This is a genomic window from Candidatus Protochlamydia naegleriophila (assembly GCF_001499655.1).
Lineage (GTDB): Bacteria > Chlamydiota > Chlamydiia > Chlamydiales > Parachlamydiaceae > Protochlamydia > Protochlamydia naegleriophila.
Genome location: NZ_LN879502.1, coordinates 944,552 through 971,244 on the forward strand (window position 1 = coordinate 944,552; position 26,693 = coordinate 971,244).

The following is a 26,693-nucleotide window of genomic DNA, read 5'->3' on the forward strand; positions in this document are numbered from 1 at the left end:
AGATGGCTGAGCGTTATGATGTAGCAATTATTGGGGCAGGTCCTGGCGGATATGCAGCAGCCATCCGCGCGGCTCAGCTCGGATTTAAGACCATTTGCATTGATAAAAGAAACACCCTTGGAGGGACATGCCTCAATGTGGGGTGCATTCCTTCTAAGACGCTGCTGCATGCTACAGGGCTTTTCTCTATTTTACAGCGAGAAGGAAGCTTGAATGCGATCGAATGCTCGCAAGTGAAAATGGACTTTCCAAAACTCATGGCGCGCAAAAGAGAGGTTGTTAAAGGACTTGTTGATGGCGTTGCAGGGCTTTTTAAAAAAAATGGAGTAGTCTCTTTACAAGGAGAGGCATCATTTATTGATCCTCATCGTCTAAGGGTGAGCAGTGGTTCGCAGGCGAGCGAAATTGAGGCCGATTCGATTATCCTTGCTACAGGTTCTGAGCCCATTGCCTTGCCGGGCCTGCCTTTTAATGAAAAAAATGTCGTGTCATCGACAGGAGCATTGAGCTTCTTGCAAGCTCCAAAAAGGCTTCTTGTTATAGGCGGCGGCGTCATTGGCGTGGAGCTTGCTTCTGTTTACAATCGACTAGGTTCTAGCGTGACTATCATCGAGATGCTCGACCGCCTTTGCCCTGCCATGGAGGTAGCGCTTACGAAGCAGCTTCTGCAAATTCTTAAGAAGCAAGGGATCCAATTCAAATTATCATCCAAGGTTGTGAATGCCGTTGTACAGCCAGAAGAAGTTATTTTGACGGTTGAGTCGGAAGGGCAGCTGCAAAATGTGAGCGGCGATTCCGTCTTAGTGGCTGTCGGGCGCAGGCCCTATAGTCAGGGGCTTGGACTCGACAAGATTGGCATTACAGTCGATCGAAGGGGATTTGTGCCTGTCGATGGATTCTTCCGCACTCAGCAGCCCCATATTTTTGCCATTGGAGATTTGATTGATGGAGTAATGTTGGCCCACAGAGCGACTGAAGAAGGGGTGGTCGTTATTGAATGGTTGAAGGGAGAGCGGTCAAACGTAAATTATTTGGCAATTCCAAACGTGATTTACACAGATCCAGAAGTGGCGTCAGTGGGATTGACAGAGCAAGAGGCGAAAGAGACCGGGCGCTCATTGCTTGTAGGGACCTCTTTTTTTAGGGGAAATTCACGTGCACGCTGCACAGGCGAGACTGAAGGATTTGTGAAAGTCATTGGAGATAGAGAGACTGGCCGATTGATGGGGATGCATATTATTGGGACGCATGCATCTGAGCTAATTGCAGAAGGAATGCTCGCGATGCAGCTTGGAGCTACATTGGCAGAGATTGGACAAGCTGTGCAAGCGCATCCCACTTTAAGCGAAGCCATTAAAGAAGCCGCTCTGCAAGCACTTGGGCGCCCCATTAATTCTTAGACTCTACGTATCCGGCAAGGGATGGACCCTTGCCTTCGTAACTGCTACGCTGCCACATATCCCAGTTAAGGTTTAAGGCAATCCGGCTCTTAGTAGTTGTGCGATGTTCCGCATCCGCAAGAAGAGCGGACGTTTGGATTTGAGATTTTAAATCCAGATCCGCGCAAGCCATCGACGAAATCGATTTCTGAACCGAGGAGACGCGGAACCATGGCTTTTTTTACATGGATTTCAATACCATTAGATGTGAAGATTTGATCTTCCGCATCTGCTTTTTCAGAAAAATCTAAAACGTATTCGAAACCATTGCAGCCAGCCATTTCTTCAGCAAAGCGCATGCCCCATCCCTGCTTGTTCTCGTCATTCAAAATTTCTAGAAATTTTGAAGCGCCGCGAGCTGTGATGCTGATGGATGATTGATCGATAGGCTCTTCTAATAAAACATTGAGGCGATGGACAAGTTCATCGATTTGTTCATTGGTCTTGCCATGGCTCATCATTCCACCTTCAAGAGTTTCCCATACGGCCGCATGGCAACCCACACAGTGGAGGCCGGCATTCGTAATTTCTTGAGAGAGCTTTTGCGCCTTGAAGGGGAACATGCCTAAGATGTCTTCGATCGTCATCAGACGTGTAATTTTTGTTGGAGCTTGCTGCTGCTTCTTCGGTGCAGAGCAGCATCCACCTGAATGAGAATCCTCTTTAGGAGCGGGAGAGCAACAGCCGCCAGAATGTGAATGCTCTTTAGGAGCTGGAGAGCAGCAACCACCAGAATGCGAGTGGGAATGAGAATGATCGTCATGTTTAGGTTTTGAACAACAGGACATAGTATTTCCTCTTTAATAATTGTTAAGAGGATGTTTTCAAATCCAACCAGTCGCGCAAAAAATGGCTTAACTAATTAGATTTGAAAACACCCTCTAGTTCTTTGCTTAGTTGTGTAATGGATGCCGAAGTGACTCCAAAACGGGGTTCTGAAGTTACTTTGGTATAGTCTAAATGTAATTAAAATGAAATGCGAACGCGCCCTTTTTTAATGCGGCATTGACAAGCTAAACGTTCGTGACAAGTTCCTTCACCAAGGAAATCTTCCTCTTCTTGCGTTGGAGAAGAGAGGTTTTCTTTGCCTTCTTTCACTTCGATGACACAAGTTCCGCAAACTCCTTCCGTGCATGCAAAAGGAACACCAGCTTCTTCGCAAACTTCGGCAATTGGAGAATCGTCTGGCAATTCAGTTTCTTCATCATTATGGTCAAATACTAATGTAGCCATGAATCTTTACTCCTAACAACGGCTTTTTATAAAACCTGGTCGGTAAGACCGGTTCTAACTTGAGTTCTTAAAGCTCAAGTTTCTAATAAATTCATACTGAATAATTTAATTATGTTAAATTATCGTTTAAATTTATTATAAGATCAAGGTTTTTTTACTAAGAGGCCCATAGCCAAGCACAGGTTGTAAGTGATTGAATAGAAGGCTTCTTTAAAAATGCGAAGATTTTTGAGTAGATTGATCATTACTTGAGAGCATATAGGACTATAGGGCCGAACAATTGGTGATCAAAGTGCTAAAAGGCAATATTAACAGCCAAGTAGAGTTTGCCCGATCCAAAAGGCCATTAGGCCTTTTGGATGACGAGTCAAAGGTTGTTTGTGCAAGCATTACCGGCATTTGAGAGAATTTTATTTTTTGCAAGATGACTGTTCAGCCTGATTTCTTCTCTTTGGGCAAGTTGCGCAATTGCCGCATGCTGTTTGCCCTTTATAGACTAAGAGGATGCCTAATAAGATAAAGGGAATGCTGAGCCATTGCCCCATTTGTAGGGAGCCGCTCTCTAGGATCGATTCTTGCGTCGCCTTCCAAAATTCTAAAATAAAGCGGCTTGAAAAGATGAAGATGAAGAGATAACCCACATAGGTGCCAGCTCCCACTTCATTACCTCTCTTTCTCCATAAAGCATAGAGAAAGAAGAAAGTGATCAGATAGGTGACTCCTTCATAGAGTTGAACCGGATGTCTTGGAACAAGAGCACTTCCATCGGCCGGCTGTCCAAAGAGAACGGCCCATGGCAGAGATGAGGGGGTTCCTAGGATCTCTTGGTTCATAAAATTGCCGAGCCTGATAAAGAAGGCGGCTAAAGCGCTTGGAATCGCGACAAAGTCCAGGAGTCTTAGAAAGGAGAGGCTTGGCATCCATTGGCGGGCATATAGGATATAGAGGTAAAGTGCAAGCATGACTCCAAGGACACCGCCATGACTTGCTAAGCCTCCCTTCCAAACTTGAAAAATCTCTAGGGGGTGTTCTTTGAAGTAGGGCCAGTCATAGAAAAAAACGGCTCCGAGGCGGGCGCCGATCAAAGTTCCGGCAACAATAAACCAACATAAACGGTCGGATAAAAAATGGCTGGTATGGGTTGCTGTTGCGATGGCGCCTTTAAAGGTTTGTTCGAAGTCTTCCCGCTTAACTCCGCATCCTTGCAGCACCTGGTTGAAGCTATTAAGCAACTGCTCTTGTAGAAAAGGATCGCTTGCTTGATTGCCATCTGCTTTTTGCAGGTGCTCGCGCGCCTTAGGATTCAAGGCTGATAAACAACGTTGAACGAGAGGGGAAGAGTTGTTTGTGTGGAGGTGTTTGACAAGAAGCGGCCAGTTGAGGATATCGATTGATGCAAGGTGTTTGCTTTGGCGGAGGAAGCTGGCGAGGATGGGGACGATCAGAAAATAGCCAAGAATAAACCCTGTCACAAAACTGATGCCATACCACATGACGGGACGATCGAGAAGGGGGACTGTGAATGCCTCGCGAGGGGGATTCCAGTAAAGCCAAGCAATCCAGTTTCCTATTTGCATGGAACAACCTCTGTAATGCTTTTTTTGAAATCGATTTTTTAGGTACAAAAAAAGCCCTATCTCCGTTTCCAAAGATAGGGCTGAATCGGAGTAGAGGGATTCGAACCCCCGACCTACTGCTCCCAAAGCAGCCGCGCTAGCCAAGCTGCGCTATACTCCGATTTCTCTCGAAAGAGAATAGAAAACTAACATATTTTCCAATTTTTCGACAAATGAAAATGTGATATTTTTGTTATCTTGCGTTTTTATGGCTCTAAGATGGGTTTTGAGTGGGTATTTGATCTCTATTTTTTTGTAATTTTTTAGCGTTAATGAGGCATTTTATTCGTGATTGCGCCCTAATTCGAGGTCAATTGCTGTATGGACAGCTGGTTTTTTAGCTTTCGCTGAAGAGAATGTCCTCTCTTCCGGAGAAAAAAGATGAAAAAGATGAAATTTAGCTGTCAGATGAGTGGCCGTATTAGTCATGGGAGGTTTTTGCAAAAATCAACCGATTTAACGCTCGATTTTTGCAAGAACATCATGGATTCAGTACAAATAGTAGTCTGGCTTGTAGGGGCCACCGATTGGAACATCGAGATAAGCTGCTTGATTTGGGGTTAAGGTTGTCAAATGCACGCCTAGTTTTTCTAAGTGAAGCCTGGCTACTTTTTCATCGAGAATTTTTGGGAGGCGGCGAATGCTGATCGGATGGCGCTTTGGTGCAGTCCACAAGTCGATTTGAGCAAGAATTTGATTGGAAAATGAATTGGACATAACGAAGGACGGATGGCCTTTTGCGCAGCCGAGATTGACGAGTCTTCCTTGGGCAAGTAAAATTAAGCATTTATTCTTGCGTTTCCATTGATAGCGGTCGACCTGCGGTTTAATGGGAATTTCTTCAATTTCAGAATGTTCCTTTAACCAGCGCACATCAATTTCACTGTCGAAGTGTCCAATATTGCAAAGAATGGCGCCGTCTTTCATTTGTTCCATGTGCTCGCCACGGATGACATCGATGCAACCAGTAGCTGTCACAAAAACATCTCCGATGGGGGCAGCCTCTTCCATGGTTCGCACCTCGAGCCCCTCCATAGAGGCTTGATAGGCGCAGATGGGATCGATTTCGCAAATGATGACTCTGGCTCCCATTCCAGCCAAGGATTTTGCCGACCCTTTGCCGACATCGCCGAACCCTATGATGACAGCCACTTTGCCAGCTAGCATGACGTCCGTGGCCCGCTTGATTCCATCGATTAGAGATTCGCGGCATCCATACAAGTTGTCGAATTTCGACTTTGTCACAGAATTATTGACGTCGATGGCTGGAGCTCCCAGCATTCCCTGCTTTTCAAGGCGGTAGAGGTTGCGCACGCCCGTTGTGGTTTCCTCTGAAATGCCTCGAATACCAGCCAGGAGGTCTGGATGCTTGTTGTGTACCAGCTGCGTTAAGTCCCCGCCATCGTCTAATATCATATTCAAAGGATGTTCGCCAAAGTGAAGCGTTTGTTCGATGCACCATTCATACTCTTCTAATGACATGCCTTTCCATGCAAAGACCGGAATGCCTTTGTATGCCATGGCAGCAGCGGCTTCATCTTGCGTCGAATAAATATTGCATGATGACCAGCGCACCTGTGCTCCTAAGGCAATTAGTGTTTCAATCAAGACAGCCGTTTGAATAGTCAGGTGGAGACATCCAGCAATGCGGGCGCCTTTCAGCGGTTTGCTGTCGCCATATTCTCGGCGTAAGGCCATTAAGCCTGGCATTTCTTTTTCAGCCAGCTCAATCTCTCGAAGGCCTAGTTGAGCGAGTGCAATTCCTTCTTCGGAATCAATGGATAGATCTCTTGCAATGCGATAGTCTTTGGTCATGGTAGCCTCACTCAATGGACTTGTTGTCTAGGAAACATTTAAGGATCTCTTTTGCTGTTTTGATTCAATAAAAGAGATCCAGTTGAGAATTTCGCTAAGCTGATTAATATATAAACAATATTTAAATAGGCAACGCAATTTTACATATGCGGCAAAGCAGCTTGGCCACGTAATCCATAGCTCGATAGGCGGACTGCGGGCTTTGAGCGTTCTGGTTGAGTGATTTTATAGAATAAAGGGCATTGTATTGCTTGTTGGCAAACTGATCCAATACTTCAAGACCTTTATCAGTTGTTATCCATTCAGGATGCTTTCTTAAATTCTCTATGGCTTCTGAAACTTTTCCTTTTTTAAGCAGTTTTAAGCATCTAATGCGATGCTTTAAAGACTTTGCAGACTCGGGATCTTGCTGCAGATAACTTGCTTGAAGCTCTTTGAGGTTGAATAGCGTCAGGGTAGCTCCTGCGGTCATTAAGACAAAGCTAATTTTCCACGCTTCCCTTCGCTTGACATTGAAGCAATGCGCATAGCGCGGCGTTAGAAGCGCTAATAAGGCTCCTGCCAAGAGAGAAGCTTTGGCAATAGCTAAAACCTTTTGCGTAGAGGAGTGAATGGCTTTACTGTTGGCTAAGTCCCCCTGGGCCTCTTTCATCCACTGATTTATTTGGTTTTCACATTCATTTATGTTGGCGAACGAAATGTCCTGGTTCATTTTTTCCTCAATCAATTACAATATGATTCATTAAAATTAGTTGTTAGTTTTTGTTAGATGAATGATACGTTTAATATCCTTCAATAGGCTAACTTGTAATGAGTTTGAGAATTTTTGGTAACCATAAATATACTTAAATGGTTCTGACTATGTAATTGTTCGATCTGCCTTTCTTAAGAACTCTATTTCATTTTGCATACAAACGCATGAGTAACAATAAGAAGGGGCTAATGGGGCAGGAGGGATTCCTGGAAGAGTCTAGGCTTGGAGTTTTTTGATGATGGCGTGCCAAGTTGCTGCGATATCGCGGTCATCTTGATCTAAGGCTTTTTGAATGTGCTTGACGCTGGACATGACGGTTGAATGATCGCGTGAAAAGAGAAGGCCAATTTTCATGTATGGCATCTTGAGTTGTTCCCGGCATAGGTGCATGGCTAGCTGGCGTGGAAGTGCGCATTCACGGGTTTGGGCTTTGCCTAAGATGTCTTCTGTACGGATTCCATATTGTTCGGCTACGGCTTGGATAATTTTGGCAGAGGTGATGGCGGACTTTTGCTCTTCTTCGATCAAGTCGTTCAAAAGAGTTTTGGCAGCCGTTGGGGTGAGCGCTGCGAGCGTGTTTTTGGAGTCTAGGTGGAGCCTTAAGACTAAAGCTTCTAATGCGCGAATTAATGCTTTTGAATTGCTCGTAAAGGTTTCAATGAGGAAATCGGCGATTTTTACGGGCAGAGCAAAGTGGAGAGCTTGCGATTTCGCAGTCAGGAGCTGACGGATGTCTTCATTCTTGAGAGGTTTTAAGGGGAGAACAATGCCCCATTCAAAGCGGCTCACTAAGCGAGGTTCGATGAGCTGAAGTTCTTGCGGCGCACAGTTGGCGGATAAAATAATTTGCTTACCTTCCAAGTGGAGGGTGTTAAAAGTGTGGAAGAATTCTTCTTGGGTGGCACCCTTTCTTGAAAAGACGTGTACATCGTCGACTAGCAAGGCGTCGATGTTGCGGTAAGCCTGTCTAAAAACGCTCATTTCACCAGCTCGAATGGCTGTTACCACATGGTCCGTAAAGGTTTCGGCTCTTACGTAAACAGTTCTCAATCCTTGGGCTCTCAAAGCGTGCGCTAAGCTCATCAACAGATGCGTCTTTCCTGTGCCGGTACTCCCGTATAAATAAATAGGGTTGAAAGTGCCAAGTTTTGTAGAGTGGGCTTGCGGGGAGAGGCCTGCAATTTCTAGCAGAAGCTTGTGGGTCAGGTTGTTCTCTTCACTGTGCATAAAGTACTGGAACAAGCAATGAGGGTCTAAGTCATCGAAGTTAAGTTGAAAAGGAGGAGCTTTGGGATTCTTTTCTGCGAATTTCGGTTTGGTTTTTTTGACTTTTTGAGGGGAATTGGCAACGTCTAAATGGATTTTAATTCTTTTGTTGTTGCCGTTTAGCAATTTGACTTGAGCTTTGCTGCGGATGTGCTCTTCAAACCAAAGAGCCTGAAAGGAGTCTTTTGCTTCAAGATAAAGATTGCATGCATCGAAGCGTTGGATTTTTAGGGTTCTGAGCCATTTCTGGACAGTATCGATCCCTAATTCGGCTTCTTGCGATTGCAGAAAATTTTCCCAAGCTTGCATGTATGTTTATCCTTGTGGATCGATTCCATCTGTTTTTCGCATCAGTTGCATTGTAACTCGGATGTTGATTTTTCTCATTAAGAACCTCCTCGACCTCTTAAGCATGCTTTGATTTAGACTTCTTGCTTAATGAATCATTAAGCAAGAAGTCTAAAAGGCCTAGCGAGAGCGTCCTTTTTTAGGGGCTGGCTTAGGAGCTGTCGTCGGCTCTTTTTTCAGTTTTTTAGTGATATACCACTGTTGTAGGATGCCCAACAGCATGGATGAGAGCCAGTAGATGTTCAATCCTGATGGGAAGTTGTAGAACATCACTGCGAAAACAACTGTCATCATTGTTCCCATGGCTCTTTGCTGACGCTGCTGATCTGTCATCAAGTCTGGATCTTTCGGTCCTGTAGCCATGAATCTTTGCTGAATGAACATCACAAGGCCGAGCAGTATGGGCAGGAGGTGGAATTCGGTTCCGATGAAGAAAATCGGCTTGCTCCAGCTAAACAAAACGTCCGGTGCTGTTAAGTCATCGATCCAGCCAGGAATAAATGGAGCGCCGCGAAGAGCAAAGCTCGATTTCAATAGGTCGAACATTCCGATTAAGAAAGGCATCTGAATCAACAAGGGGAGGCATCCAGAAGCTGGATTGACACCTCGTTCTTTGTACAGAGACATGATTTCAATTTGTGCTTTCTTAGGATCTTTCTTGTATTTTTCTTGCAAAGCGGCCACTTCCGGGCTGATTTGCTGCATGCGCACCATGGACTTGGTTGACCATGTGTTTAACGGATAGAGCATAAGGCGCAAGCTAACTGTCAGTAAGATGATCGAAAGCCCCCACGATCCTGTTAGGTAGTGAAAGAATTTCATCAATACTAACAAGAATTTTGCAAAAGGCTCTGAAATAAAGGTAAACCAGCCGTGCATGGTTTGGCAGGCAACGTAGTCTGGGTTGTAGCCGGTTTCTGCATTGGAATACTTGGCATCGACTTCTTTTAAGATATCGCCTTCAAAAGGGCCTGCAAAGAAGCGGAAATTCATTGACCCGCCCTGAGATTTGAGGGGAAGGTAGACCATGTAACCTGGAAGATCGGCAGCTTTATACATGTCGTATTCTTGATCGATCTCAGTCAAGCGCGAAGGAACGGTTAGGCCAGAAATTGTTTGGACGCGGAAGCCGGCATCAATTTCTTTTAGAGGGTCGACAATCATTCCTAAGAAGCCGTTGGAATTACAAATCCAATCTGGATAAATGGAGGTTACGGTAGCCGAATCCTTAGGTAGATCGATCTTCTCGACTTCAGATTTTTGATTGCGCGTGATGCGATACTTTAAAGAAGGTGCGGCTCCTCCAGAAATCCATTCGACTTCGGGTATGCCCGATGTTAGCCACAATCCTCGGCTATCGCCATCAATTTGAATGGCTAAGTTGAGGGTGTAAGGGCTTTCTTGGGCAGAATCTCCAAAAGAGTAGGTTTTGGTGATGCGACGATGGTTTTGCACGGCTTCAAACGTGATGGATTTCTCATCAAAGTGTGTGACTTCATAAGGTAGTTCGGCAAGCTCTGGATAATCAGAAACAATGTTGAGTGCGTAGTATTGGGGTTTAACCTGTACCGATTTGCGAGGAGCAGCTTGGATCAGGTCGCGGCGCAGCAAGGGGTAGTAGCCGCCTAAAAATCCCTGCTCGTGAAAAGTGAATTCTTTACCGTCCGATTCAGCCGGTGTGTAGTAGGAATGGGCTGGGAAGTGGGCATTGTAAGGATGGTTTTTGACCATGTCGCGGTCAAACTCAATCTCGCGTACAACGCTTACGTGATCTTCATTTGTTTTAAAGGGAAGGTTGACTTCGGCTAAGGCCGCGCCGCGGTTAGAAAAGACTAATTGCTGATAGGCATTTTCTAGGACATAAAATTTTTCTTCGCCCTTTTGGCCGGCTGCTTGGCTGGTTTGCTGCTTAGCAATGGCTAAGAATGGGGCAAGCTCGTTGATGGCTGATAAACGGACCAATGCTTTGTCATTTGCATCATAGAGTCCAACCGGTAAGTAGCCTTGTGGAGTTTTCAGCAATGCAAGGGCTGCATAGCCGGAAGAGCCGTTTTCTAAATGGAGAACTTCAGGATTGAGAATGGCGAGATGCCCATCTATATACTCACCCAAGGCAACCTGGGTTGAGAAATCAGCATCGTTGAAGGCCACTAGTTGCAGCTCATAGCGGCCAAAATCTGGCAGAGAGCCAACTGGTAAATTGGCCGAGCTCCCTTTTAAGCGGTAAAGAACAGGGGCGCGCACTCCAGGCTCCTGATAAACTAGGGTGTATTCTTCTGCTTGATCGGATTGAGGCGTTGAAACAAAAATATGGGAGGGCGCCTCTTCTGCCCAAGCTAAAGTCAAAAGGAGATCTTGCTTAAGAAGGCCGGAAGTTAAGCGTTGCTGCTGAGATGCATCAGCATAGACTGCTGCTAAAGGAAGCGAATCGAGCGTTGCTGTGCGTTGACGAATGTCTTCAGCCTGTTTCTTGCTTTTGAGAACTTGTTTGGCTTGCTGTTGAGCCAACCATTCTTGTTTTTGCTGAGTATTTTGGTTCTGAAAAAAGATATTCATCCCAAATAAAGTTAAAGAAAGGGCGATGACAAACAAGATGGTGCGTCTATCCATGAGCTAGTAACCTTTAAAGTGTTAAAATCAAAACATTAAAAGGAATAAATTAGCATACCCTCCTGAAAGTGACAAGTAAAACGTCTGCTTGGCGTGCGATACCAGTAGAGTTTTTGCTTTGGCAGATTCATTCTATCATTCATGAAATCATACTAAGCACCGAAGCAGGTGTTTTATAGAAATTTAAACTGATTTTCTTGATCTGTGTTTATTTTTATGTAATTAAAAAATATATATTTATTTTAATGTAATTAAGGGATGGTTTTTTATTTTTATGTTTGTTAATCTTTTTGAAAAATTAATTATTTTTAAATTGAGGGGGTATAATGCAATTTAATCAAATTTCATCGGACGTTCTTTCTTATGTTTGTTCTTTTTTTCCTGCGCGGGAGAGGATGATAGAAAGTGTAAGCCGTGAGTGGAAAGCGGCTTTGGACATCAGTTTTCATTTTTATCTGCAATCGCAAGACGAGTTAACATCGGGAAGAAAAAAAGAATGGGAAGGACTTTCTTTCCAGGAAAGAAAGTGTATGCTTTCTCGATTGGTTATTAAAGCTCAGGCCGATCCCAGGCTTATGCATTTAGCTAAGCTTTTGTGCGGTCCACATCATCATACGATCTCAGTTAGAAGAAATGAGTGGGATATTCTTCAAGGAAAGTTGAGAATGCATGAGCTTCGAAATCGTTTAGAAGAAGATAAGATATGGGTTGCGAAGGACTTTAGCACGTATATCAAGTCTTATTTAAAACGACTGGAAAGCTTGAGCTTGGATGCTGAAGAGCTAAGCGTTATTTTAACGGAAACTTCTAACTTAAAAAGTTGGCCATTTGTAAGCCTTCTAAATAAAATGAACTTTCTTTTACGAGCATCTGCCTTATGGATCGTTAATGGAGAAAGAGATGAAAGGGAACTGATGAGATGTGCTGAGGAGATCAGTCTCACTTACAAGCTAAGTTTGAATTGTCTGTATGAAGAAATGGCTGTTGCCTTTTCGCAGCAAGGGGATTTTGACAGGGCTCTAACCTGTGCCAACCAGGCAGGAGAACGGAAGGAGCGTGCCTATTTGCGTTGTGCCGAAGATTGTGCGAAGCGGGGGGATTTTATATTTTCCAGGGCTTTTGTTGGAAATATAATAGTTGATATCAATTTGAAAGATCAAGCGTGCATGAACTGTGTCAAAGCTTTTGCCTTGCAAGGTGATAAAGAGAGTACCCAATTTTTTATCGATTCCATCGAAGATTACAAAAATCGTGCATATGTAGTCGGTGCACGCTCGTTTGCAGAGTTAGGTGATTTTGAACATGCGCAGTTTTTTGCAGATGGAGCTGGAGAGCTAAAAGATGAGGCTTACGCAAGTTGTGCAAAGGCTTTTGCCGTGCTGGGTGATTTTGAACATGCGCAGTTTTTTGCAGATGGAGCTGGAAAGCTAAACGTTTACGTAAGTTGTGCAGAGGCTTTTGCCAAACTTCACAAAAGTGCAGTGGCTAAAGTTTTTTGTGAAGCGGCAGGAAATCAATCAAAGTATGCTTATAGCAGCTGTGCTCAAATTTTTGCTGAGTTGGGAAATAGCGAAGAAGCTTGGACTTTTATGGATTTATCTGGAGAACAAAGAAATAGTGCATGCGTATCATGTGCCATTGCTTTTATCAAACGAGGAGAGAGCGCCAAGTTTCAACTGTTTATCGATCAAATCTCCTCTGTTTTTCCTAAGGATCGTGCTTACCAAGGATGTGCTAGAGAGCTTGCTATCTTAGGAGATGCAATCAATGCTATGATTTTTATTGCGCAAATGCAGCAAGGAAACGGTATAGCATATCGTATTTGTGCTAAAATTTTTGCTGAGCGTGGCGATGTTGAAAATGCGCGAGCATTTGCGGATAAAATAGTCGAAACCTTTGAAAAAAATAAGGCTTATGCCGAATTAGCTAAAATCTTTGCTGAAAGAGGCGAGGTGGAGAATGCACAATGTTTTGTGGAGCAAATTGAGCTTCATGAGCTTAACCTGGGCGCAAAAGAAGAAGCTTATTTGGAATGCGCTGAAATATTTGCCGAACATGGTAATAGCAAAGAGGCTAAAATATTTGCAGATCAAGCTGGAGATCTAAAAACTGATGCTTATGAGCGCTGCAAAGAGTTTTTTAGGCAACAGGACAATTGTGAAGCGCTTCGAATGTTTGCCGAAGAAAATAACCCTATTTCTCTTGGCAGTTAATCGTTATTAGATAAAGAGATAAAGGCCCTTGTTATAAAAATAGCAGGGGTTTTCTATTTCTGGGCTTCAACGTTTTTTTCTTTTTGAGCATGGAGATTATAAAATTCTCCTATTGATTCATTGCGCTTAGTCAATTAATGCTTAATTTAGAAATCTTTAATTTGATAATTGGTGAAAGTAAAAATTCATTTAGACTTTGGTCTTTCTTGAGGTTTGAAAATAATCTCCCGAGCGACTATCTTTTATACATAAAGTTGAGAAAATAAGGATTTAGCATGGAGCAGCGCATATTAGGCGATTATACGATTATCAAGCCTATGGGTCAGGGAACGTTGGGAATGGTTTATTTGGCAGAACACCGTTTTATGAAATGCCAGTACATTCTTAAGGTTCTTCCCGAAGAACTTTCTTCTGACAGGGGTTTTATTCAGCGCTTTCAAGAGGATATCGGCCATCTTGCTGCCCTTGAGCATCCCTCCATTGTAAAGACACATAATATTTCTTTTGCGCAAGGTGTCTACTTTGTTGTGACCGACTGCATCGTGGATCACGTGGGAGAGATAACAAACTTAGCACACTATATAATGGGTTTAGATCGTCCTCTTGAAGAAGAGGAGGTTTTTAGTGTTCTCAAGCAGGTTGCTGAAGCGCTGGATTATGCGCATGCTAAAAAAATTGGAAATAGGGGGATTGTTCACCGCGGCTTAAAGCTCAATAATATTTTAGTGGGGAATAAGCGCAAGGGGCTGCAAGTTTATCTTTCTGATTTTGGTCTCTCTTGGATTGTGGGGGCCGGTGCAGTCTTAACCCGAACGTATAAAAATGTTGCCGAAGCGTTAGAAATAGGCCTGCAAAGTATTGGACAAAGAGCCGGGCAAGATCGCTATCCAAATCCTGCAATCGATCAGCAAAAACTCATTCCCTTGCATGCCTCTTTCTTGCAAAGTTACGCTTTTCTAGCTCCCGAGCAAAAGAGGCTCGATGGTGCCCATGTAGTCGATGAAAAAGCCGATGTGTATGCTTTTGGAATATTGGCCTACTTTTTGTTGATGAACGAGCTACCAGAAGGTGTTTTTGAGATGCCTTCTTCCAGCCCGCGCCAGTATCGCCATCAGTGGGATTCTCTTCTGCAGCATTGCCTGCAGAGCCAGCCCTCCAAGCGTCCAAGCTCTTTAGTAGAGGCTTTGGAAGCCGTTCGCTATGTAGAAAAACCGATGCTGGTCATTGCGAAAGAAGAGCTCTCTATAGCCTGTGAAGAGCCTGCTGTGGCTGAAAAACGTGAAGAGGTGGTTGCCTTTCTGGAAACAATTAAATATGCCGTTCCAGAGAAGGAAGTTGATCTATTCGAAGAGGTATTTGTTGGTGCAGTGATTGAAGAGACTGTGCATCAGCAAGAGGCGGTTAAGCAAGAAACTGTGAAGATTGAAGAGGCTCCTTCTGCCCAGGCTCCGACGCTTAAACCTGTTTTGCAAAATCCCCTGCTTGAGCGTCCGCAAACAGATCCTGATCCGGCAGCTATTTTTCAGGTGAATTCCGCGGTAAAGGTCTACAATCCAGAGAGAAAGGATGTGACCAATATTAAGCCCATTTTAACAGAAATGGTTGTTATTGAAGGCGGCGCTTTTTACCGAGGCAGTCAAGACGGAAGTCGTGATGAAATGCCTCGTCACCAAATGACGTTAGCAAGTTTTGCTCTCGATGTCCACCCCATTACAAATGAGCAATTTGTTCGTTTCTTGGAAGTGATGGGCGGAGAAAAAGATAGTAATCACAACGATATCATTCGTTTGCGTGATTCCCGCATTAAGCGGAGTGCTGGAAAATTGAGCATCGAGTCGGGATATGCCAAGCATCCTGTTGTAGGGGTAACGTGGTATGGAGCTGTTGCTTATGCAAGGTGGGTGGGCAAGCGCCTTCCAACTGAAGCTGAGTGGGAAATCGCCTCGCGCGGCGGGCATGAACATGTGCTGTATCCGACAGGAGATGATATTGAGAAGACGCAAGCTAATTTTTTCAGTTCCGATACAACAGCTGTCATGAGTTATGCGCCAAATGGGTATGGACTTTATGATATGGCGGGAAATGTGTACGAGTGGTGTCATGATTGGTACGGCTATAACTACTATGAAGTATCGATCCAAGAGCCAGATAATCCTCCAGGTCCTTTGCAAGGCGTCTATCGCGTATTGAGAGGTGGCTGTTGGAAAAGCTTGAAAGAAGATTTGCGTTGCTCTAGGCGTCATCGCAATAATCCTGGGACTGTTAATGGAACGTACGGTTTTCGTTGTGCAACAGATGTTCAGCGATCATGAGCGTATTTTGAAAGGGTTTTAATCGATTATAGGATGAGTGATGAAAACAGTACGTGTGATGTTTGTCTGCATGGGTAATATTTGTAGGTCTCCAGCGGCTGAAGGAATTCTTAAACATTTGGCTCAAAATGAATCTCTCTCTCTTCACGTTGAAAGCTGTGGAGTTGGAGACTGGCATGTGGGGCAGGCGCCTGACAGGCGCATTCAGGAGGCGTCTAAGGCTCGCGGAATTGTTTTAACCAGCCGGGCTCAACAGTTCCAGAAAGACTTTTTTGATCATTTTGATTACATTTTAGTTGCAGATAAAGAGGTTCTTAAGTTTCTTTATCAATATGCGAGAACGCCAGAATATAAGGCGAAAATTGCGCTGATGACTGAGTTTAGTTCTCTCTATAAAGGGCAGGACGTTCCAGATCCTTATTATCAGCCTGGGGGTGCTTTTGAGCTGGTTTTGGATATGTTGGAAGAGTCCTGTGAAGGACTGTTGAATCACATCAGAAACAAAGAGGGAGTGACTTAGTGATTGTCAAATAGTCGCTTTTTCTTTATGATGCCTGATCTAAATTTATGAGATGTCAAGGTTGCTAAATGAAGTTGTTGTTATCTAAGCCACGTGGTTTTTGTGCGGGAGTTGAGCGGGCTATTGAGACCGTTGAAAAAGCCCTCGAGCTGTGGGGATCTCCTATCTACGTTAAGCATGAGATCGTGCATAATCGCCACGTTGTACAAGGATTAAAGGCTAAGGGGGCGATTTTCATCGAGGAAGTTGATGATGTGCCTGTCGGAGCCCGGCTCATTTATTCTGCCCATGGCGTTTCACCGGCTGTTAGAGAGCAGGCTAAAAAGCGGCAACTCATTGAAATCGATGCTACGTGCGGTCTTGTAACCCGCGTTCATTCGGCTGTGAAGCGCTTCGCTTCGCAAGGTTATCAAATCATTTTAATCGGGCATCGCAATCACGTTGAAATCGTTGGAACAGCAGGGGAAGCGCCTGATGTAACGACGATTGTGGAATCAGTTGAAGATGTTAAGGGTTTAAGCTACTTGCCTGAGGAGAAGCTTTTTTATATCACTCAGACGACTTTGAGTCTGGATGATGTTAAAGAGATTACGCAAGCTTTGATCACTAAATATCCTTACATTGAAACACTGCCAAGTTCGTCCATTTGTTATGCGACGACAAATCGCCAAATGGCTTTAAGAGAAATTACCGACTTGACCGACTTGGTCTTGGTTGTTGGCGATCCGCAGAGTTCAAATTCCAATCGTTTGAGGGAAGCTGCCTCTACGAGGGGAATTGAGTCGTATTTGATTAATGACGAGAAAGAAATCCAGTCGGAGTGGTTGGTTGGTAAGCAAATGATAGGTTTGACCGCTGGGGCTTCTACGCCTGAAGAGATTGTTCAGAAGTGTATTCAGCGTTTGATCGAATTGGGAGTGGATGAAGTCGAAGATGTAGTGTATACCAATGAAGATGTTGTCTTCCAATTGCCTAAACCTATTGTTAATGCACGTTTTAGTGTTGCTTAATTCTAGAATTTATTGTTAGAGTGTATTTTATCAAGATCCCTGAACCATTAAAAATCATTAAGAGGACATATATGCGCAAAATCCTTTTGACACTTATGGCGTCCCTTCTAAGTTGCTCTGCTGCTCAAGCTTTCTGGCCTGAAGCAACAGATTCTTCTATTGAAGTAGGCGTAGGCTACCGTAGAGACGAACTAAAATGGAAGACCCATGCTGATTTCTTCGGCTCTAGCGATTCAAGCTATAGCGACAGCAGCAGCCCATTTGGCGTTCAGTCTGACCTGAAATGGAAAAATTTAAAAATATGGCAAATCGAAGCTAGAGGCGAGTACGTCACATGTGACAACATCTACTTGCGTGCTAGTGGAGATTACGGCTGGATCGTCAGCGGCAAAAACACAGATTCTGACTTCTTCGATTTCAATGAAGAATCTCAGTTCGAATTTTCTCGCACACATGCTAAGACTAAAGGTCATGTGTACGATGCAGACGTTGCAGTTGGATACCAATTCAAATTGTGTGATGATAGCTTCTCTATCACTCCTTTAGTTGGTTATTCTTGGAAAGGTCAGCACTTGAAAGATCGTCATTTAAGATTTGCTAGCGGCTTCCCGCTCGTGTTCGACGGTTCTGAGTCTACGCGTCAATCTTACAGCGATTCTTACTACAGCGATTACTATTCTTATAGCGACAGCTCTTATTCTTCTGGCGGTAGATTGAACAGCCGTTACCACACACGTTGGAACGGTCCATTCATCGGTTTCGATCTTAACTACCGTTTCTGGTGTGATTGGTCTCTATTCTTAGATTACGAATACCATTTTGCTACATACCATGCAAAAGCTCGTTGGAACTTACGTGAAGACTTACCAGAAGGCTTCCACCACCGTGCAAAAAGAGCTTATGGTCATGTTGTTGATTTCGGCGTAAGATGGGATGTTTGTGATTGCTGGACAGTCGCTCTTAAAGGCGGATTCCAGTACTTCAAAGCAAGCCATGGACATGATCGTGCTTTGATTGCTGATGTATCTGAAGGCGATATCGATACAAGATGCTACGTAACTATCCCGTTAAGAGATGTTAAGTGGTGTTCTGGTAGCGTTTCTGTTGATGTAGGTATGGCGTTCTAATTGAACCCGTTAAAGCATTGCCGAGAATCTTCTTGGCAATGCTTTTTTTGCATTCCCTTCCCATCCTGGTTTTTCCATTACCTTTATGATCTAGATGTTATGTAAAAGACCATAAGAATTAGATTTTTGCCTTGAACTTCTTTTTTGCTTCAAATAATTCCTGGTTTTTTTGCAATTAGTCGCTCTCCGCTCTCTTATTATTCCGTTACCTATAGGTTCTCATTAGGCTCGTACTATGGGCTTTAAAAATCAGTCGGCCTACCGTATCCAAGCTCGGTCTGTCAGGAGAAAATCGATCGAATTTCTGATTCTTCCAATAAATGAGAAGGTAGAAGATTAATACAAAAACGGTAGGAGCGATGTATAGATACAGATAGCGGGAGCATATAAAAATTGTAGGCTACGTGACCCAGTGCGTCTTTATCTTGTGAACCGTAAAGTAATCGTCTAAGTAAAAGCACAGAAACAGTTCTGATTTTAATCAACTTTGGATATAGCATTCATAGATGGGTGGAGCAGGGTAATCGATGGCTTATTATTCCCATCGTGTCTCCGTCTCTGCGTTTAGCTTGTGTTCGCTTTCTTATTTTAAATGTTTAATTATTATTTGCTTATGAAAGTTAATTTTACCTCTATTAGCTCGGAGAGTGGCTGATTGCAGATTGGTAAAGCAATTTGAAGAAAGTCATGTCAAAAGAGAGTGGAAAAAAATTACTTCTTATGATTTTCGATGTTGTGCTTAAAAAAACATTGGTATAGCCGTGCAGCTAGTAAAAAATTGGGTTTATTAGACTTCCTTAAGGTGCTTATAAAAAGTTTTCGATCTGTTTGCGTGAATCATTTACTTTACTTTTTTTACATTTTTCAAGTTTTTGTATTAATTGAATACTTGCGATTCACTTTTGTTTGTTTCTTTTTGTATGGGGTTACTGATTTGATTAATACCCTGTGAAAATACGCATAAAAAGGTTGTCTAGACCGTAATTTTGTGGTATGCTAGGGCTTAAATTTTTTTCTCAAGCCCTTTTAAATTAAGGCGGAAAAAGCTGTGGGTAAGCCCTATTCTCGCACACCCCGTTATTATGATGGAACGGGGGTAACGACTCATCGCATCAATGACTTATTGCCAGATGTTTTATCAAAAATTGGAGAAGTTTATCAGCAACGCTCTGATTTAATTCTTACGATGTGGCCCTCTATTATTGGGCCAAAGCTTGCAGCGATGACGCAAGCAGTATCATTTTCAGAGGGTGTCCTTGTAGTAAAGGTGAAAAACTCTACCCTCTATAGTTTGTTAAGCCAGAATGATAAGCCACGCATTTTAAGCCAGCTTAGACAGAAGTTTCCTCATGTCGAGATTAAGACGATTTCTTTTCGAATTGGTTGAAACAAGAGATAAATTTTCAATATTTAAGGTAATCGAATGTCTCAGGATACACTAAATTCAGATCAGTCCAAGATTCAAATTAAAGAATACAATGCTAGTTCTATTACGGTTCTAGAGGGTCTCCAAGCCGTGCGTGAGCGCCCTGGTATGTATATAGGCGACACAGGTGTCAATGGGCTTCACCATCTAGTGTATGAAGTTGTCGATAACTGCATTGACGAAGCAATGGCAGGCTATTGCAGCGCGATTGATATTATTTTGCATAAGGATAATTCAATTAGTATTGAAGATAATGGTCGGGGGATTCCGGTTGAAAAGCACGAAAAAGAGTCTCGTAAACAAGGGCGTGAGGTATCAGCCTTGGAAGTCGTTATGACTATCTTGCACGCAGGCGGAAAATTTGACAAAGATACCTACAAGGTGTCTGGTGGTCTGCACGGTGTGGGGGTTTCTTGCGTCAACGCGTTGTCTAAAAAAATGCTCGTACAGGTCTACAAAAATGGAAAAGTGCACGAAATTGAGTTCTCGCAAGGAAAAGTGATTCGTCCGGTGCAGGTTATTGGTGAGACGACCAAGAGGGGAACAAGAGTCTGGTTTTGGCCCGACAATGAAGTCATGTCGACGATTGATTTTGACTATGATATTTTAGCTAAACGTTTCCGAGAGCTAGCCTTTCTTAATAAAGGAATCAATATTTTCTTTAGAGATGAAAAGCATCCCGATAAAGAAGATGTCAATTTCTGTTATCAGGGTGGTTTGAGTTCATTTGTTTCCTATCTCAACGAAAATAAAGAACCTCTTTTCCCGGCTCCTATCTACTTTCATGGAGCGCGTCCAGGCGATGATGCCCCCATTGAATTTGAAGTGGCCATGCAGTGGAATGATGGTTATTCCGAAACCATTTTTTCATATGTCAATAACATTCCAACCCGCCAGGGCGGATCGCATTTAACAGGCTTTTCAACGGCTTTAACACGCGTCTTGAACAACTATATCAAGAATCACAATCTCTTGAAGAGCGATAAGATCTCCATCAACGGTGAAGATATGCGTGAGGGATTAACGGCGGTCATTTCTGTGAAGGTCGCCAATCCCCAGTTTGAAGGGCAGACCAAACAGCGTTTGGGCAATAGCGATGTAGGATCGGTTGTGCAGCAGATTGTGGGTGAAGAGCTGACGATTTTCCTGGATGAAAATCCCTCTATGGCTAAGTTGATTGCCGATAAGGCTATTATTGCTGCTCAAGCGCGTGAAGCCGCGCGCAAGGCGCGTGAGCTGACTTTGCGTAAGTCTGCTTTAGATAGTGCGCGTTTGCCAGGTAAATTGACCGACTGTCAAGAAAAGAATCCGGCTCTTTGCGAAATTTACATTGTGGAAGGGGACTCTGCGGGTGGATCTGCCAAATCTGGAAGAGACCGCCGTTTTCAAGCCATTTTGCCGATACGCGGTAAAATTTTGAACGTTGAGAAAGCTCGCCTTGAAAAAGTCTTGCAGAACACCGAAGTCGGCACGATGGTCGCTGCATTGGGGTGTGGAATTGGAAAAGATAGCTTTAATATCGACAAGCTGCGTTATCACAAAGTCATCATCATGACCGACGCCGACGTCGACGGCTCCCACATTCGTACATTGCTGCTGACATTTTTTTACCGTCACATGCCGGCTCTCGTCGAAAACAATTTCGTCTATATTGCTCAACCGCCCCTGTATCGCGTTTCACGCAAGAAAACGAGCCGTTACATCCATTCGGAAAAAGAAATGGATGATTACTTGCTCGAGCTTGGCATGAGCGATGTGTTGATTAAACTTGCCGGCCGGGATGGAGTGCTGAGTGCAGATGAAACGAAAAAACTGATTACAGGCATTCTAGAAGTGGAGGCATTTATTGCCCGCATTGAAAGAAAAGGGATTCCTTTCAGAGAGTTTCTTGCCCTGAAGAATGGGGCTGGACAGCTCCCTCGCTTCCAGGTGAATTTGGTCGAAGGGTCTCGCTTTGCCTATTCTGAAGATGAGTTTGTGGCCCTTAGGCAGTCTGAGGAAGACAGTCAACGCCAGCGGCATCAAGAAACACTTGCGTCTATTCCAGAAGGCGAGATTACGCAAGAGATGAGGGCCTTTAAACCGAGCCGCCTCCACTTTATCGAACTTTTTGAAGAAGGCGGCATCGAAGAGATTCAAGAGCCTTTGCACGAATTTGGCTTAGACCTCAACAACTATTTAGTTGCCAATGGGCCTTTAGTGGAAATAACAGAGGAAGGAGGCAAGGCGCACCCCTATCACACCCTTCGCGAAGTAATCGACTTCTTGCGCGTCAACGGTCGCAAGGGAATTGAGATCCAGCGCTATAAGGGTTTGGGAGAGATGAATGCGGATCAGCTTTGGGAGACGACGATGGATCCTCTGAAGCGCACTCTCATTCAAGTGACCTTGCCGGATGTTATTGCAGCCGACCATATGTTTACCATGTTGATGGGTGAAGATGTTCCGCCGCGCCGTGCATTTATTGAACAGCATGCCTTGTCAGTTAAAAATTTAGATGTCTAATTGCGAATCAGGTAAGCCTGTCTCTTTCGCTTGTCAATTCTGATGAGAGAGACGGGGTTTAACTGGCCTAAAAAGAGGTTAATATGTCCTATACTAAAGACGAAGTCATCGTTACTCGGAATGTAGAAGATGAAATGAAGGATAGCTATTTGCGCTATTCGATGTCTGTCATCATCGCTCGTGCTCTTCCAGATGCGCGCGATGGTTTAAAACCATCTCAGCGCCGTATTCTCTATGCTATGCGACAACTCAATCTAGGACCTAATGGCAAGCATCGTAAGTGTGCCAAAATCTCCGGTGACACATCGGGTGACTACCATCCGCACGGTGAAATGGTCATTTATCCAACACTTGTACGGATGGCCCAGAAGTGGGTGATGCGCTATAATTTGGTTGATGGGCAAGGAAACTTTGGTTCGGTCGATGGAGACCCTCCTGCTGCGATGCGTTATACAGAAGCTCGTTTAACGACTGCAGCTGTGCAGCTGATGGATGATTTGGATAAAGACACTGTCGAGATGGTTCCTAACTACGATGAAACTAAAAAGGAACCCACGGTTTTTCCATCTAAATTCCCCAATTTGCTTTGCAACGGCTCCTCGGGGATTGCCGTCGGAATGGCGACAAATATTCCTCCTCATAATCTCAACGAATTGATCAAAGCCACCCTCATGGTATTGGAAAATCCTACGACTTCGGTTGATGAGATCATGAAGGTGATGCCAGGCCCGGACTTCCCAACAGGGGGAATCATTTGCGGCTATCGCGGAATCAAGGAGGCTTTTCATACCGGCAGAGGCAAACTCATTCTACGTGGTGTCATCCGTGTAGAAGAAAATGAAGAGACGCCTGATAGGCCGCGTTTAGCAATCGATGAGATTCCTTACAACGTGAATAAGTCGCGTTTGATCGAACAAATTGCTGAATTAATCAATAATAAGACGATTACCGGTATTTCGGACTTGCGCGATGAGTCCGACAAAGACGGGATGCGCATTGTTGTCGAATTAAAGCGCGGAGAAGTTCCAGAAGTCATCATCAACCAGCTATACAAATTCAGCGATTTGCAAATCACTTTTGGCTGCAATATGCTCGCCCTGGACAAAGGCCTGCCGCGTACCATGAACGTGAAGCAATTGATCGCTGTTTGGATTGAACATCGCATCGATGTGGTGCGCCGCCGTACCCGCTTCGAGTTGAATAAGGCCGAAGCTCGCGCCCACATTTTAGAAGGCTATTTAAGAGCTATCGATCACATGGATGAAGTGGTGCGCTTAATTCGCGCCAGCCAAAACCGAGACGAGGCACGCGCTCAACTGATCGAAAGATTCCAGTTTACCGAGCGTCAAGCGAATGCGATTTTAGATTTGAGGCTGTACCAGTTGACAGGTCTGGAAAGAGATAAGATCAATGAAGAATATCAAGAGCTTCTAAAGAAAATCGATTACTACCGCGCTGTTTTAGCCAGTGAGGCGATGGTTAAAGAGATTATCCGCGACGAGCTGCTGGACATTCAGAAGCATCATAAGTCTGAGCGCCAGACACAGATCATTGCTGCGGAAAGCGAAGTCAATATGGAAGATCTGATTGCAAACGATCCTGTCATCATCACGATTTCCCAAGACGACTATATCAAGCGTATGCCTGTCAGTACTTTCCGCGAACAGCGTAGAGGTGGCCAAGGAGTCACAGGCATGCAGCTTAAGCGTGAAGAGGATACCATCAAAGGCTTGTATGTAGCGACGACGCATGATTACTTGCTCATCTTTACAAACCTGGGACGTTGCTACTGGCTTAAAGTCTGGCAGATTCCTGAAACGGGCCGTAAATCGAAAGGGAAACCTCTCATCAATCTGCTCGAAGATTTGAGACCGGAAGAAAAAATTGCCACCATTCAACGGGTTTCCTCATTTGAGGAAGAGGCGTGTATCCTCATGGCAACTAAGCGCGCTGTGGTTAAAAAATCGCTTTTGAGTGAATTCAGCAACCCTAGGCGCAAAGGCGTATGGGCGCTTGATATCGATGAAGGGGATGAACTTGTTGCTGCAAGACTTGTAAAACCTGAGCAGCAGGTGATGCTTTTCACTCATCAAGGCATGGCTGTTCGCTTCGATGAAAGCAATGTCCGTCCTATGGGGCGTACGGCTCGCGGCGTAAAAGGGGCCACTTTGCGCGAAGAAGATGACTATATTGTCGGCTGCGAGGTAGTTAACGGTGATGAGTCTATCTTGGTCGTTTGCGAAAACGGCTTTGGGAAACGCTCCCAAGTCGAAGACTTCCGGCAAACCAATCGTGGAGGTGTCGGGGTGCGTTCGATTATAACAAGCGAGCGCAATGGAAACGTTGTGGGTGCCCTTTGCGTCACAGATGACGATGGCATGGTCATGATGTCGTCGACTGGACAAACGGTACGCATTAGCATGCGCGATTTGCGCGTCATGGGACGCAATACTCAAGGTGTCAAGCTTGCCAACTTGCGTGACGCTGATTACCTAGTTGCCATCCAGAAGCTGGAAGGTAGCGAAAATCAAGATATGACAGTTTCTGAAGGATCTCCTGAAAGTGCAGTAGAAAGTTCTTCTGCTGATGAACTGGAAGAGAATTGGGTTGATGAGGCTGATGTTGAAGTAGATCAGGTTGAAGAGCCGAATGAAGAGCCATTGGAATAGGACTGTGATGACAAAAACGCTATCTAAAGGCTATTTCATTACAATCGAAGGGGGAGAAGGGTCGGGTAAATCGACCCTTCTCAAGCAATTGGCTGAACATCTCCAGTCATGTGGCTACGAAGTTGTTCAGACAAGAGAGCCTGGTGGATCAAAGCTTGGCGAATCCATTCGCAGTTGGCTATTAAATTGCGATGATGCGATCAAAATTGGCCATCAGGCTGAGCTGCTGCTTTTCTTAGCTGCCCGGGCTCAGCACATTGAGGAATTGATTAAGCCGGCTTTGGATGCGGGAAAAATTGTTTTATGCGACCGCTTTAATGACTCGACCATTGCTTATCAAGGTGCTGCCCGGGGACTAGATCACAGACAAGTTCAGCAGTTTTGCAATTTGGTTTGCGGCGACGTTTTACCGCAACTGACCCTGTTTTTAGATGTGGCTCCAGAAGTGGGGCTGCAGCGCACCCAACGCCTTCAGAAGGAGCATGCTCAAGCTGGAGAATTGGACCGGATTGAGTCTGAAAAGGTAGATTTTCATCAACGTGTAAGGGAAGCTTTTCAAGCTCTTGCCAAGCGAGAGCCTCTTAGGATTTATCGCATCGATGCGAGCCATTCCCAAGCCGGCGTTTTAAAAGAAGCCATTCGTGCGATGGATGAGCTCATCTTGTTTCCCAATCACAAGGCCCGTGCATGATTCCAACTTCTTTTTCATCCCTCATTGGCAATGAGCCTATTAAGCTTTATTTGCAGCGCATGCTCGCAAAAAAAGCTATAGGAAATTCTTTGCTCTTTGCAGGACAGGAGGGGATTGGAAAGGGATTGTTTGCCTATGTTTTAGCGGCACAGCTGATGAGCGGTCAGAATGGAGAGCGGCACCGTTCTAAAATCGAAAAGGGGCAGCATCCAGACATTCATGTCTATCGGCCTGAGGGGAAGCTTGGATTACACAGCATTCAGTCTTTAAGGCAGTTAAGTGAAGAGGTTTGTCTTCCTCCTTATGAAGCCGACTGGAAGGTTTTCATTGTACATGAAGCCGAGCGTATGTTGACATACAGTGCTAATGCTCTTTTGAAGACGTTCGAGGAACCGCCGCCTCGCACTGTCATTATCTTGCTTAGCCGGTCGCAAGCTGCTTTGTTGCCGACAATTGTTTCTAGATGCCGCACTCTTCATTTTAAGCCCATTTCTCAGCACGACATCGAACAGGCATTAGTTCAGCGCACAGACTTAAGCGGCGAAGCCATTCAAAGCATTGCAGGCTTAGCACATGGATCATTGGGGCGTGCATTGCATCTAGCTCATAAAGGGGGGGATTCAACCCGCCTTCATCTACTCGATACGCTTTCAAATCTGCCTTTGGCCAACTATAAAGCCCTTGGAGCTGCCGTCGAACGCATTGTGGAAGAAATCGAATCTTCTAGAAAGCAGGCCGAAGATGCAGCCAAAGAGGAATTGCTGAAGGCATCAGGCGAGTATCTATCGGCCGTCCAGCAGAGTAGCCTTGAAAAAGAGATTGAAGGATTTTCAACGCTGGCGTTTGTGCAAGATGCGCAAGCCTTATTCAATCAATTGCTAGCCTGGTACCGCGATTTGCATCTTTTACAGCTAACGCAGAATAGATCCTATCTCATCAATTTAGATTATGCCGAGCAGCTCGAGCAAGTTGTGCAAAAAGGGGATTTGATGCCCATTGAAAAGGTTCAAAAAGCCATCGATGAGGCTCAACTGGCTTTACAGCGCTCTACATCCTTAAATATTTGCCTAGAAAATCTTTTCTTGAAGCTCGCTTGGGTTTAAAGACCTGTTTGAATGTTGGCTTATCCGGGACCTTTC

The 26,693-nt window shown here is 44.5% G+C and carries 19 protein-coding genes and 1 tRNA gene; 11 read left to right on the forward strand and 9 right to left on the reverse strand.

Annotation, left to right across the window (positions count from 1 at the left end; genetic code table 11):
* Positions 1-2: 2 nt before the first annotated feature.
* Entirely contained in the window at positions 3-1,400 is a 1,398-nt protein-coding gene (gene lpdA, locus PNK_RS03920) for a dihydrolipoyl dehydrogenase (RefSeq protein WP_059060428.1), read from the forward strand.
* Between the two features lie 89 nt (positions 1,401-1,489).
* Here lpdA and PNK_RS03925 read toward each other — a convergent pair whose 3' ends face one another.
* The 9 genes from PNK_RS03925 to yidC all read right to left on the reverse strand — a co-directional run bounded on the left by PNK_RS03925 (position 1,490) and on the right by yidC (position 11,081).
* Positions 1,490-2,227 (reverse strand): iron-sulfur cluster assembly accessory protein, encoded by a 738-nt coding sequence (locus PNK_RS03925; protein ID WP_173636861.1) that lies wholly within the window; start codon positions 2,225-2,227, stop codon positions 1,490-1,492.
* Positions 2,228-2,405: 178 nt separating this feature from the next.
* Positions 2,406-2,672, reverse strand: coding sequence for a 2Fe-2S iron-sulfur cluster-binding protein (locus PNK_RS03930; protein WP_032125307.1), 267 nt, complete (start codon positions 2,670-2,672; stop codon positions 2,406-2,408).
* Positions 2,673-3,082: 410 nt separating this feature from the next.
* Positions 3,083-4,249: a prolipoprotein diacylglyceryl transferase gene (lgt, locus tag PNK_RS12995; protein ID WP_079992799.1), complete on the reverse strand. Its 1,167-nt coding sequence runs from the start codon at positions 4,247-4,249 to the stop codon at positions 3,083-3,085.
* Positions 4,250-4,334: 85 nt separating this feature from the next.
* Positions 4,335-4,409: transfer RNA gene (locus PNK_RS03935), tRNA-Pro, on the reverse strand.
* A 161-nt stretch (positions 4,410-4,570) separates the two neighbouring features.
* On the reverse strand, positions 4,571-4,717 hold the full coding sequence (locus tag PNK_RS13325; RefSeq protein WP_158021687.1) for a hypothetical protein: 147 nt from the start codon (positions 4,715-4,717) through the stop codon (positions 4,571-4,573).
* A gap of 60 nt (positions 4,718-4,777) precedes the next feature.
* Entirely contained in the window at positions 4,778-6,103 is a 1,326-nt protein-coding gene (ahcY, locus tag PNK_RS03940) for an adenosylhomocysteinase (RefSeq protein ID WP_032125308.1), read from the reverse strand.
* Positions 6,104-6,224: 121 nt separating this feature from the next.
* Entirely contained in the window at positions 6,225-6,815 is a 591-nt protein-coding gene (locus PNK_RS03945; protein WP_059060430.1) for a hypothetical protein, read from the reverse strand.
* A 258-nt stretch (positions 6,816-7,073) separates the two neighbouring features.
* Positions 7,074-8,432 carry a chromosomal replication initiator protein DnaA gene (gene dnaA, locus PNK_RS03950; RefSeq protein ID WP_032125310.1) on the reverse strand — a complete coding sequence of 453 codons (1,359 nt, stop codon included), beginning with the start codon at positions 8,430-8,432 and terminating at the stop codon, positions 7,074-7,076.
* Positions 8,433-8,591: 159 nt separating this feature from the next.
* On the reverse strand, positions 8,592-11,081 hold the full coding sequence (gene yidC / locus PNK_RS03955; RefSeq protein WP_059060432.1) for a membrane protein insertase YidC: 2,490 nt from the start codon (positions 11,079-11,081) through the stop codon (positions 8,592-8,594).
* 1,190 nt (positions 11,082-12,271) lie between these two features.
* On the opposite strand from yidC, the gene PNK_RS13330 reads away from it, so the two are divergent.
* The 10 genes from PNK_RS13330 (at position 12,272) to PNK_RS04005 (ending at position 26,657) form a co-directional block, all read left to right on the forward strand.
* Positions 12,272-13,294, forward strand: a complete 1,023-nt coding sequence (locus PNK_RS13330) for a tetratricopeptide repeat protein (protein WP_158021688.1) — start codon at positions 12,272-12,274, stop codon at positions 13,292-13,294.
* Between the two features lie 275 nt (positions 13,295-13,569).
* Positions 13,570-15,606: a bifunctional serine/threonine-protein kinase/formylglycine-generating enzyme family protein gene (locus tag PNK_RS03965; protein ID WP_059060436.1), complete on the forward strand. Its 2,037-nt coding sequence runs from the start codon at positions 13,570-13,572 to the stop codon at positions 15,604-15,606.
* 40 nt (positions 15,607-15,646) lie between these two features.
* Complete coding sequence (locus PNK_RS03970) at positions 15,647-16,126, forward strand: low molecular weight protein-tyrosine-phosphatase (protein WP_032125314.1); 480 nt, start codon at positions 15,647-15,649, stop codon at positions 16,124-16,126.
* 68 nt (positions 16,127-16,194) lie between these two features.
* A complete protein-coding gene (gene ispH, locus PNK_RS03975; protein ID WP_032125315.1) occupies positions 16,195-17,136 on the forward strand; it encodes a 4-hydroxy-3-methylbut-2-enyl diphosphate reductase in 942 nt (313 codons plus the stop codon).
* Between the two features lie 71 nt (positions 17,137-17,207).
* The gene (locus PNK_RS03980; RefSeq protein ID WP_059060438.1) at positions 17,208-18,263 is read left to right on the forward strand and encodes an outer membrane beta-barrel protein; all 1,056 of its coding nucleotides are present in this window, start codon (positions 17,208-17,210) and stop codon (positions 18,261-18,263) included.
* A gap of 1,048 nt (positions 18,264-19,311) precedes the next feature.
* A complete protein-coding gene (locus PNK_RS03985; RefSeq protein ID WP_032125317.1) occupies positions 19,312-19,650 on the forward strand; it encodes a DciA family protein in 339 nt (112 codons plus the stop codon).
* A 36-nt stretch (positions 19,651-19,686) separates the two neighbouring features.
* A complete protein-coding gene (gyrB, locus tag PNK_RS03990; protein WP_051981916.1) occupies positions 19,687-22,194 on the forward strand; it encodes a DNA topoisomerase (ATP-hydrolyzing) subunit B in 2,508 nt (835 codons plus the stop codon).
* Between the two features lie 83 nt (positions 22,195-22,277).
* Positions 22,278-24,863 carry a DNA topoisomerase (ATP-hydrolyzing) subunit A gene (gene gyrA / locus PNK_RS03995; RefSeq protein WP_059060440.1) on the forward strand — a complete coding sequence of 862 codons (2,586 nt, stop codon included), beginning with the start codon at positions 22,278-22,280 and terminating at the stop codon, positions 24,861-24,863.
* Positions 24,864-24,870: 7 nt separating this feature from the next.
* The gene (gene tmk / locus PNK_RS04000; RefSeq protein WP_059060441.1) at positions 24,871-25,554 is read left to right on the forward strand and encodes a dTMP kinase; all 684 of its coding nucleotides are present in this window, start codon (positions 24,871-24,873) and stop codon (positions 25,552-25,554) included.
* The gene (locus tag PNK_RS04005; RefSeq protein ID WP_032125319.1) at positions 25,551-26,657 is read left to right on the forward strand and encodes a DNA polymerase III subunit; all 1,107 of its coding nucleotides are present in this window, start codon (positions 25,551-25,553) and stop codon (positions 26,655-26,657) included. The genes tmk and PNK_RS04005 overlap by 4 nt, the downstream gene beginning before the upstream one ends.
* Positions 26,658-26,693: the final 36 nt, after the last annotated feature.